Origin of the sequence: Ethanoligenens sp., from assembly GCF_047718355.1 — a bacterium.
Classification (GTDB): domain Bacteria; phylum Bacillota; class Clostridia; order Oscillospirales; family Ethanoligenentaceae; genus Ethanoligenens.
This window is the reverse complement of sequence record NZ_JBDNLG010000097.1, coordinates 1-10,672: the sequence shown is the minus strand read 5'-3', so window position 1 is coordinate 10,672 and position 10,672 is coordinate 1. Positions and strand designations below refer to the sequence as shown.

Here is a 10,672-nt window from a genome sequence, read left to right as displayed (position 1 = left end):
CGCATAGACATGGGAAAAGCCCGCTATACAGCGGGCTTTTAAGTGGTGGAGGCGAGCCGAGCCATTACAAGGTTCAAAAATTGCAAAGCCTGGTCACAATATTTTTAGATGGATACAGAAAGATAACTGATAGATAGGAACGGAGGCGGGGAGAAAGGCGGTATAGACCGAGGAAAAACCGAAAACGTCACATCGTTATAGATGCAATGGAAAGTTTGCTCTCAGTCGTCGTACATGCGGCAAACATTCACGATACAAAGTCCAGTATTGAACCTGCAAAACTTGCCTACGAGCGTTATCTATCCATCGAAAAATTCTGTGTTACTTGGGACTTTTATTTGTGGGATTCTCTTGCAATCAGATAAAAAATCCCCGATAATATGGATGGATATTGTATTATGCCTCATTGGAGGGAAAGCCTGTGACGTTGAACGTACGTATCATCATGCATACCGTCAATTACATTGCCTTTTGTATCACGCTGTTTGCCGTGTCGCTTTTGAGTTCTCAGGCGCGTTTTCTTCTCCTTCTGTTTTCGTTTGGTTTTTTGAGTAATTATACCGTCCACACATTTTTGCTGTATGAAAAGCAAGCAGCCTGTCTGTTTTCCTCGCTGGTCGATCTGGTTGTGGTTGGCGTCATCATGGCGATGGATCCTTCCGGAGCGAGCCTGTTTCTAGGGCCGTTTCTCATTGGCGATGCCATACTGGATCTGCATGCCCAATCTGCTACTCTGCTGGTGTGTGTGGACTTCGGTATTTGTGTCACCAAGTTGTTCAATGTTCTGCATGGTCGCATGGTGTGGTTTCTTCCTTGTCTGCTGCTTTGCGCCGCCGCATTTGTGCTTTTTTCTCTGATTTTTATGCTCATTAAGCGGCTGAGAATGCAGAATGAACGGCTGGAAAACGCACTGCGGGACAGCATGGTGGAAAAAGTGCAGGCGCAAGCACGCAGGCGTGAACTGGAAGTGGCCTATAAGCAGGCGGTGCAGGCTTCAGCCGCCGATGCGCGAAACCGCATCGCCCGCGAGATACATGATACCGTGGGGCATACCCTCACAACGGTACTGGTGGAACTGGAAGCATCCCACCGGCTGATTGGACGGGATTCGTCACGCGCGATGGAAAAACTCACACTGGCGCAAGAGCAGGTGCGCACAGGGCTACATGCCATCCGTGCCTCGGTGCGGATACTGGAGGAGGATAAATCACTGCTAGACCCGCTCAACGCGATGGAAACCCTACTGCAGGATTGTGCCGCTCACACTGGCATTACTGTCACCTGCCGTATTGACCGCAACATTCCGCTTTCCAAACAGGCGGGAGATATCCTATACACCTGCCTGCGGGAGGGACTGACCAACAGCCTGCGTCACGGGAAGTCCACGGCGGTGGAATGCGCTCTCGTTCGGGAAGAGAACGGACTTCGTTTTTCTCTTTCAGATAACGGGGCGGGTGCCACCGCCGTATCGCCCGGTTTCGGGATTCGCGCCATGCAGTCTCGCGTGGAGCAGGCAAACGGATCATTGCGTATCCAAACCGAGAAAGGGAAGGGATTTTCTATCCGAATTTGGCTGCCAGCCTTCGCTTCATGACTGTTTTTGAATCTGTGCGGGGGGTTTTTATGATAAAGGTATTGATTGCTGATGACCAGACATTGATGCGCGATGGCCTAAAAACCATTTTGGAACTGGAACCGGACATCACCGTAACTGGGTTGGCGGCAGACGGCGCGGAGGCCTGTGTGCTTTGCGGTGTACAAACGCCTGATGTGGCGCTGATGGACATCCGCATGCCCATCATGGATGGCGTGGCGGCCACAGCGGCAATTAAAAAACAGTATCCGGACATCGCCGTATTGGTTCTCACCACGTTTGATGATGACGGAAGCATCGTGCAGGCATTAAAAAATGGGGCCATTGGCTACCTGCTGAAAGATATAGAAGCCGATCGACTCATCCAGACGATTCGGGACGCAGCCCAGGGAAAATTTACATGGCCCGCCATGCTGGCGGACAAACTGACGAAACATCTGCGCACTGCCGCGACTGCTTTTTCCGTGGCTTTGACGGAATTGACCGGGCGGGAGCGCGACGTGGCAAATCTGTTAGCCGGGGGATGCACCAACCAGCAGATTGCCCAAACGCTTTGCCTGTCGGAAGGCACGGTGAAAAACCATGTGAGCAGTATGTACTCCAAATTGGGCATATATGACCGCACCGCCGCCGCGCTGGCATTGCGCAGAATGCTGGATAAATAAAGTGGTCGTTCTTTTTGAGCCGCGTGGTCAATCAGATGGGGGATGGGACTGTACCCGGATACCATGACCGCAGTCATGGGTAAAATCATGACTGCGGTTACTTTTTTGCCCGCGGGTTTTCAGGTAAACTGGTAACATACCCATCCGGCAACAGACCAAAATGAACGAAAGGTGTGAAACAATGCAGCCTCTTTCCCCCCTCCTCTATTTCCGCCGCAACAAACGTCAGTTTTTTGCCTCCGTCACATCCGTCATCACTGCTATCTGTTTCCTGTATCTCATGGAGAGCTTCGTGCATTCCATCATGCTCTCCGTGCTGGCAACAGATGGGGCGGAACTGCATGTCGCTATGGAAGTGTTTCCAAGCGATACCGTCCCGCAGGTGCCTGCGCAGACCATCGCAGATCTGGAAAACAATTTGCACATTGACCGGCTGGTACCGGTGTCCCTCCAAACCATTGCATTCAATTTGCCCGGCACATCCAATGGTATCTCCGTTTTCGGAGTGGGCGACGATAATCGCCGGTATTTCCTGTCGAAATTTCAAATTCATATTCTGCAAGGCCGCTTACCCCAAAACGGGCAGAATGAGACTGCCTTGGATGAACGCGTCGCGATAAACAATCACCTTCATGTGGGTAGCCGTGTAGGCTCCAATCTGGACAAAACCCAGTATCTAAAAGGCGATTATACGGTTGTTGGCATTCTGCGTGGCAACAGCAGTCTGAGTATCATGGGCAAGCCGTATCCCGCAATGGAGCAGACTGACCGCGCCACACAACTGGCGCGCGGCTTTCTGGTTTTCCCGAAAGCGGGACAGATGGCCGAAGCGGAAAAAGCGGTGCAGCCGCTCATCCGCAAGAATCTGATTGTCTGGACACCGTCGCGCGCCGCCGCACAGTTCAAGGCTACTACGCAGTCGGTGAATATCCTGGATGGATTTGCGGTGCTGTCCATTTTTGTGATGGTAGTCTGCCTGGTTTGCTCAAAGTATGCACAGTATTTTGAGCGACGCAGTGAATTTGGTGTACTCAATGCTATGGGTTATACCCGAGGTGACCTTCTGTGGCGCGCGTTTCTGGAAGTAACAATCACCAACCTATTCGGTTTTGCACTGGGCATGGCGTTTGCGATCGTGATCTGCCGCATTGTTACATACAATGCGTTTGAACGAATCGGTGGGGTGGGCGTCTACCTGTATGGGAAAGCTGCCGTGGTGGCACTGCTTGCACCTCTATTCACCACTCTGTTCACGCTTATTCCGGTTTTCCGACTCATCGGGCGGGTGGACGCCATTTCTATCATTGAGAAAAATTAAGGAGGGGCAATATGACCTTCACACTCGAACATATCAACCTGATCTATGACATGGAAAAAGAAGTGCAGACATTGGCCCTGCAGGACGTGAACCTCACCCTTAGCGGCAATAAACTCATTGGCATTCTCGGCCCCTCCGGCAGTGGAAAAAGTTCTCTGCTCTATGCCATGGCCGGTTTGCGCCGCCCCACAAGCGGTTATGTAGCGTATAACGACACGGCTTATGGCCCGCTCGGCGCGTCCGCGCTTGCCACCTTGAGGCGAAATGAATTTGGTTTTGTATTTCAACGGCATTTCCTTATCAACTATATGACCGTGCTGGAAAACTTGCTTACACCGCTAAACAAAAACACCAGGCTTGCGAGGGATAAGGCCTTATCGCTTCTGGAGCGGCTAGGTATCGCCCACGCGGCAGGGAAACGCCCTTACCAGCTCTCGGGCGGGCAACGGCAGCGTGCTGCCATCGCCCGTGCCTTGATGAACGATCCCAAGGTCATTTTCTGCGACGAACCTACTGCCGCTCTCGATCACCAAAGCGCCCGCGACGTGGTGGCTTTGCTGGAGGAGTATACCGCCCACGCCATGGTCATCATCGTGACACACGATGAGAGCATTTTGAAAAATGCGGACACCATCATCCGTATCTGGGATGGAGCCATTACCGAGATCACCTCCCCAAAAGCGGAGGGACAGCCATGAAACCGCTTTCCCCATTGCTCTATCTAAAAAACAATGCTAAAACTGCACTCACCATTTTCTTCGCCATGGCAATCTGCGTGTTTCTGGTCAATTTTTATGGACTGTTCAGCGCAACCACGACAGACACAACGCTGAATGGATCGCTGAACCTTATGAAAACCTGTACAGAGGTCTATTCCACAAACGATGTGGCCCTGCCGCCTGCTTTTTTGCAAAAGCTGGATGCGCAAAAGAACGCCAATCCTCTTCCGGTGCTCAATAACTTGAACGGCGGTCTGCGCTACAGCCGCGGAATGGCCAGTTCCAGTATGACGATTTTCAATATGTATGCCGCCGACGCCGCTACTCTCCTGCGCATCTATCATATGCGTTTGTCACAGGGTCGGATGCCACGTGACAATGCCCATGAAATTCTTGTTACACGTGACTTTGTGCTGCAAAATGGTTTGAACGTGGGCGACGCGGTGGGCACCGAGATTGCGGACAAATATCAGTTGCCCGGGCGCTACGTTATCACCGGTCTGCTGGATGGCCCGCTCGTATTTGCGGTAGTCTGCCAGACGGAGAGTACGCCAAGGGACGTAATGCGGCAATATTCCCTCATCTACCGCATCGATCATATGTCTGTCCAGACACAGAAAACCTTGAAGAACTTGCTGCCCAGAACCGCAATGGTATTGGATTATTATACGTTTTCCAACCAACTTTACGGGCAGTTGCAGATGATGCAGATACTTGCCATTATTATCACCGCCATGATGGTGGTCATTCTTTGCATCGCGTTGGGCAACCTGAATGTCATCACGTTCGCCACCCGACAAGAGGAGTTTGCTATCCTGAGCGCAATTGGTTACCCTAAACGGCGGCTGGTGCGCAAACTCTGGGAAGAAACCGTATTGGTCTGTTTTATGGGATATGGCGCTGGCGTTATTCTAACTTCGCTGACGGCATGGCTGCTCAATCAGACTATTTATATGCCACAGGGTGCACCATTGGTGCTTTACGATGTGCAAGGTTCGCTGGCCGCGCTTACCATCCCCATTCTGGTTTCGGTCTTTAGCATTCTTCCGGGCATTTTTCACAATTTTTTCGGGCACGCAAATTTCAGTGTGTGATTCCACTTCGACTTAAATCGTGAACAGGTGGCCAACTTTCTGGTTGACAAACACAAGTTGATGTCCAATAACCAGTAGTAAAGGTGGTCCATTATTACAGTCAATCTGCGTGTGCCACTTCCCGCGTTTCCATGAGAGTGTCCTCCTTTGGAGTTCCTAGCCTTTTTCTAAAAAAATTCTTGAGGCTTTTTCAGGCCTATTTTCTAATGTTGATGGGAGCGTGTCCATATAACAGATTGTTTGACGCTTACGTTTAGGCTGGTTCTCTGTACGGAAATATATTGTAATCTCCCTATTGGGTTGCCGTGCTTGTAACATTTGCCTTGGGTATCGTCGGCAGCGAGGTGGGATGTGCGATATTAGGAAACGATACGGAGCTGATTACAGGCGAGATAGATCAAGTCTGTTTGTCTCATGGCTTTTTCAGAATCCATCAGGAGAATAAGCCTGAGAACGGTTCAGAAGACTCAACAATAATCGTTCCCGCTGACATTTCGGCGGAAGCGCGCCTGCTCGTTCAGGAAACGGCCAAAGCCGTATATCACGCCTTGGGCTGCAGGGGACTTTCGAGGGTGGATATGTTCCTGACGCAAGATGGGAAGGTAATACTTAACGAAGTTAACACAATGCCTGGCATGACCTCATACAGCCGTTATCCGAGAATGATGGTGGCCGCGGGGTTACCACTTACCGAAGTAATCAACCGTGTCGTGTCGTTGGCAATGATAGGAGAAAGACGATGAAAAATGATTTTGTCTTTGTGGACGAGATGGTATCCGGAATACGTTGGGATGCCAAATACGCCACATGGGATAATTTTACCGGAAGGCCGGTGGACGGATATTTAGCGAATCGAATTGTCGGTACGATAATCATGTGTGCGGCTCTGAAAAAAGCACAAGCCAAAGCCGCATCCTCTGGCTTTGGCTTGCTCCTTTGGGATGGTTATCGACCTCAAAGTGCCGTGGATTGTTTTTTGCGTTGGTCAAAACAGCCGGAATACGGTCGGACGAAAGGAAAACACTATCCGAATATCGACAAAACTGAAATAGTGGAAAAAGGATATGTGGCTGCTAAGTCGGGTCACAGTCGGGGCGGTACAATTGACTTAACGCTTTATCATTTAGCTACCGGTACACTTGTTCCAATGGGAGGTGACTTTGATCTGATGGATTCGGTTTCACATCATGGGGCAAAAGGGATCACACAAGTTGAAGCGAGAAATCGACAAACCCTTTGTTCTATCATGGAGTTCTGCGGTTTTGTTCTATACAATTGTGAGTGGTGGCATTACACACTGAAGCAGGAGCCTTATCCAAATACTTATTTTAATTTTTCCATCTTATGATGCGAGAAATAAATATTTGTTTAGCCCGTCGAAAGACGGCGATGTAAAACTACTGGTCTAAGGCTAATGCTATGACAGCCAGTTTGCATCAAGGAAGCCCGAACCTACATGTTCTGGTCTCTTATGCTTATTTGATTCTTGAATTAACCCGGAAGAGCACGCCCGGAAGCTGCGAGAACATCATAGCCCCACCGCAGCATAATACTTTCCAGAATGAGATAAGACCTTGCTGTAGGCGTGGGCTTACCTAACTTTGATCATTTTGGCTCGCACAAATATTTGTCCACCCTATTGCGTTCTCTTAGCTGGTTTACACTGGGTAGGGCACCATACAGCGCTTTGCTGTACAGTTGCTCATGCCTAAACTACAACGAGGGGAATCGGTCTGACGCGTCATTGCTAGAGCTTTCATGCTCGTTCGTGCAAACTGTCAGCGGTCACGCCCTTTTTAGCAAGGCCGGGTCTTTGCAGCGTTTCGATCACTTGATTTCCTTGTCCACGATGGGGATATATACGACGTGCATGTGATAATGGAACACGTTCCGGTCAAGCTGTTCCGACTGGGCGCGGTTGCGCTCGTCGGCGTGCATGACTGCCGACAGTATGTACTGTTCGCCCCCGGCCTCCTTGACCGCCAGCCGGTAGACCTCCGCGAAAAACTCTTTGGCGTATTCATAGCCGCCGTTGCGGTCGAAATAGGCGGTGTTCACATCAAAAATCAGTTCGTCGATCACCTTTGCGCTTGGTTGCAGGCCGCGCGTACTGATGGTGCCGTCCGTAATCATCCGGTCAAAGGTTTCCGCGTAACCGCCGTCACAGCTTTTGAAATGGATGTTCAGATAGGAGCGATCCTTTACAATGTCGGGATTGCTGTACTCCTGATTTTTCCGTTCGTTGTGGCGCTCCCGAATGGATACGCTTTTCTTCTGGTAGGCTTCGTTTCGGACAATGCACCTGTCTGTTTTCGGCATGACATGCCCCCCTTTCAATTACCATGATATTTCTGAAACTTTTGGACGGGCGCAGGGTAAAACGAAACTTCGGGCCATGTTGACCCGAAGTGAGATAGAATTGTGAAGTTAAGGAAAATGTTGTATAATAGCGCTTATAGTTTTAATGCTGATCATTTGTCTTTTGAGGAAGAAGGGAAACGGAAATGGAGTGCAAAATAAGGTGTTGGGAAATGGAAGATGTACCTGAACTGGCTGAAGCATTAAACAACAGGAACGTACAGAATAATCTGAGAGATGGATTGCCGTATCCATATACCGAAAACGATGCGAAAGATTTTATAAAGGCAATGTTGAATGCTGATGAAAATACGACTTTTGCATTTGCTATTACTTTCGATGATACAGTTGTTGGAAGCATTGGTGTGTTCCGCAAGGATAACATTCATTTCCGTACTGCCGAAATGGGATATTATATAGCCGAACCTTTTTGGGGTAAAGGCTTAGGCACCAGTGCGGTCAAGCAAGTGTGCCATTATATTTTTGAACATACCGACATTATCCGTATTTTTGCTGAACCATTTGTTTTCAATGCTGCGTCCTGCCGAATCCTAGAAAAAAGTGGATTCGAATATGAGGGAACACTTAGAAGTAATGCGGTGAAAACCGGTAACATTTTAGATATGAAAATGTATTCACTCATTAAAGGATGAATATGGCGATTATTGAGCAAAATGGGAATTCCATATAAACGCAGCAGCTACGGTCATATACTTCCATGAAGTATATGACCCACTCTGACACTTTCCGCTTCGCGGCAAAGTGTCCCGTGGGCTCTCCGAGGGGGGAACGCTCCTACGGGGACTTGCGGCCTAAAGGTCGCACAAAAGCGGGGTGCGGTTTTTCTCCACACTCCGCTTTTGCATGGTGCGCGCCAATCCGCAAACCGGCGGCGCGGGTTAAGTGCTGCTATGCTTTAAAGCCTTTCAGCTTTTTCAGTGCGGCCTTGACCGACTGAGTTACGCTTCCGTGGTTCACTCCTTCCATCTCCGCAATCTGCCGGAAGTTCATACCTTCAAAGTAATAAGCGATTAGCCGCCGCTGTTGAATCTTCGTGAGCTGCCCAATGGCGGCGAAAAGCTCGCGCATCGCTTCTTCTCGGATATAGATTTCCTCCGGCGTTTCAGGCTTGATAACCAGTTGTTTTCAATGCCGTCGCCCATGTCCAAAGTATAATGTGCTTTGTAGCTGTAAGTACGCCGCTTGTATGCGGATTCTTGCCGGTTAGCCGCTTTCATTGCTTCCAGCATTTCATCCGTGATTTCCACGAATGTATCTTCCTTGCACCACGGGTAAAAGTTCCGCAAATTGATTGTTGTCATATACGATTCCTCCGTTTCGTTTTTAGGGTGAATAGGCATCGAAACGGGGTGCGGTGGGGAACGGCAACGAGGCTGGACTTCGGGCCATGTTGGTCCGAAGTGGTGCAGGGGCTTGTCAGATAAAATGCCAGTTAAAAAAGAGCACAAAAAAACACCTATCCGAGAAAAATCTCGAATGGTGTCGAATGAAAAATGAGTGCAGAAGCACCCCACGAATTGCTGTGATTTCTTGAAATTATATAGGACGAGAACATCAGCTAAGCTAAACCGTCACTGTAAAGTGGCGGCTCCTTAGGGATAAGAGAAAGTGGCTTCGGGTACATATAAAATCATCCTGTCCCAAAGCCGCCTTGTCAAAAAGGACGTAACTATTACGCCCTTCGCAATCTCCTTTTTTGCAAAGAAATACGGCGGCTTTGATTTTTTATTTCAAAACCGCCGTTAGGACTTGTGGTTGAAAAACAGCCGTAGAATATCATCTGCCCCATACGCGGTTTTTTTTATTTTCCCGCATGGTAGGCATATAAGGCTATTTTATAGTTCGCTATCTCTTATATTTGTCGTCTATTTACCAACCTTGATGTTTCTTTCAGCAAAGACCTTTTTAGCTACATTAACAGCATTAAGCACCTTTGGAAACCCTGTATAGGGAAGACACTGAATAAAGGTTTCAATCACTTTTTCGGGAGAAATACCAACATTCAAAGACCCGTTAATATGAACCTCTAATTGAGGCTCGCAACCTCCGGCGGTAAGCAAGCTGGAAATAGTAATCATCTCCCGTTCCTGCAACGAGAGCCCTTCCCGGCAGTAAATGTCTCCAAACGCAAACTCGATAACGTACCTTCCTAAGTCCGGCGCTATCGCATCCAGTGAGGCTATGACATTTTCCCCGGCTGTACTGTCTACTTCACTTAACCTTTCAGTTCCCCTTTTGAAGCGTTCACTTTCCATTTGAAAAATCCTCCTTGTTATGTTATACTCACACTATACAATGTAGAGTTAACTCTATGTCAAGGGCTTTTTTGGAGGAATTTCGCATGAATTTTTCAATGGGTGAATTTTCTACAATTACGGGATTAGGCATCCATACATTACGGTACTATGAAAAAGAAAAATTAATCATCCCCGCCCGCAAGGACAACGGAAGACGTTGCTATTCGGAAAATGATGTCAGTTGGATTCAATTTATTAAACGCCTGAAGGATACCAATATGTCTATAAAAGAAATTCGAAAATATGCAGAATTGAGGGTCAAAGGCAATTCCACGCTAATTGAGAGGATGGAAATGCTTAAAGAACATAGAATTGTTCTTAAAGAACAAATTGCAAAATCTCAGGAAAGTCTTGGACATTTGGACGACAAGATTGAATATTATCAAACGGAAATAGATAAACAACATGAATCTGCGGAATAAGTCAAGAGGATACCTATTTTTAAATAGGCATCCTCTTTTTTATACATACACATCTGTTGTCTGTCCATCATATTTTCTTTTGCTGCTCCCTTATGGACCCTGCCCATTGGGCGCGGGCAGCAAGCTACTTGTTGTGGTCAAGCATTTTTGTAACACAGCAACCTAAATTGATTCAATCCGTACC

The 10,672-nt window shown here is 48.3% G+C and carries 11 protein-coding genes and 1 pseudogene; 9 read left to right on the top strand and 3 right to left on the bottom strand.

Annotation, left to right across the window (positions count from 1 at the left end; translation table 11 throughout):
• The first annotated feature begins 421 nt into the window (after positions 1 to 421).
• From ABF463_RS12335 to vanX, 7 genes and pseudogenes are all read left to right on the top strand, one after another.
• A complete protein-coding gene (locus ABF463_RS12335; RefSeq protein ID WP_415533960.1) occupies positions 422 to 1,594 on the top strand; it encodes a sensor histidine kinase in 1,173 nt (390 codons plus the stop codon).
• Between the two features lie 29 nt (positions 1,595 to 1,623).
• The gene (locus ABF463_RS12330; protein ID WP_415533958.1) at positions 1,624 to 2,259 is read left to right on the top strand and encodes a response regulator; all 636 of its coding nucleotides are present in this window, start codon (positions 1,624 to 1,626) and stop codon (positions 2,257 to 2,259) included.
• Between the two features lie 160 nt (positions 2,260 to 2,419).
• Positions 2,420 to 3,577, top strand: coding sequence for an ABC transporter permease (locus ABF463_RS12325; RefSeq protein ID WP_415533956.1), 1,158 nt, complete (start codon positions 2,420 to 2,422; stop codon positions 3,575 to 3,577).
• An 11-nt stretch (positions 3,578 to 3,588) separates the two neighbouring features.
• Positions 3,589 to 4,275, top strand: coding sequence for an ABC transporter ATP-binding protein (locus ABF463_RS12320; RefSeq protein WP_415533954.1), 687 nt, complete (start codon positions 3,589 to 3,591; stop codon positions 4,273 to 4,275).
• Complete coding sequence (locus ABF463_RS12315) at positions 4,272 to 5,390, top strand: ABC transporter permease (protein ID WP_415533952.1); 1,119 nt, start codon at positions 4,272 to 4,274, stop codon at positions 5,388 to 5,390. Before ABF463_RS12320 ends, ABF463_RS12315 begins: the two co-directional genes overlap by 4 nt.
• A gap of 329 nt (positions 5,391 to 5,719) precedes the next feature.
• Positions 5,720 to 6,133: pseudogene (locus ABF463_RS12310) on the top strand (ATP-grasp domain-containing protein); the annotation flags it as partial.
• A complete protein-coding gene (vanX, locus tag ABF463_RS12305; protein WP_415533950.1) occupies positions 6,130 to 6,738 on the top strand; it encodes a D-Ala-D-Ala dipeptidase VanX in 609 nt (202 codons plus the stop codon). The pseudogene ABF463_RS12310 and the gene vanX, both read left to right, overlap by 4 nt.
• Before the next feature lie 479 nt (positions 6,739 to 7,217).
• Here the strand turns inward: vanX and ABF463_RS12300 are convergent, their stop codons facing one another.
• Positions 7,218 to 7,709, bottom strand: coding sequence for a plasmid recombination protein (locus tag ABF463_RS12300; RefSeq protein WP_415533948.1), 492 nt, complete (start codon positions 7,707 to 7,709; stop codon positions 7,218 to 7,220).
• Between the two features lie 185 nt (positions 7,710 to 7,894).
• Here ABF463_RS12300 and ABF463_RS12295 point away from each other — a divergent pair, with 185 nt between their 5' ends.
• The gene (locus ABF463_RS12295) at positions 7,895 to 8,401 is read left to right on the top strand and encodes a GNAT family N-acetyltransferase (RefSeq protein WP_415533946.1); all 507 of its coding nucleotides are present in this window, start codon (positions 7,895 to 7,897) and stop codon (positions 8,399 to 8,401) included.
• 256 nt (positions 8,402 to 8,657) lie between these two features.
• Here ABF463_RS12295 and ABF463_RS12290 read toward each other — a convergent pair whose 3' ends face one another.
• Both ABF463_RS12290 and ABF463_RS12285 read right to left on the bottom strand, forming a co-directional pair.
• Positions 8,658 to 8,882, bottom strand: a complete 225-nt coding sequence (locus ABF463_RS12290) for an RNA polymerase sigma factor (RefSeq protein WP_415533962.1) — start codon at positions 8,880 to 8,882, stop codon at positions 8,658 to 8,660.
• A 752-nt stretch (positions 8,883 to 9,634) separates the two neighbouring features.
• Positions 9,635 to 10,024: a carboxymuconolactone decarboxylase family protein gene (locus tag ABF463_RS12285; protein WP_415533944.1), complete on the bottom strand. Its 390-nt coding sequence runs from the start codon at positions 10,022 to 10,024 to the stop codon at positions 9,635 to 9,637.
• Between the two features lie 86 nt (positions 10,025 to 10,110).
• On the opposite strand from ABF463_RS12285, the gene ABF463_RS12280 reads away from it, so the two are divergent.
• Positions 10,111 to 10,488, top strand: a complete 378-nt coding sequence (locus ABF463_RS12280; protein WP_415533942.1) for a MerR family transcriptional regulator — start codon at positions 10,111 to 10,113, stop codon at positions 10,486 to 10,488.
• Positions 10,489 to 10,672 lie beyond the last annotated feature (184 nt).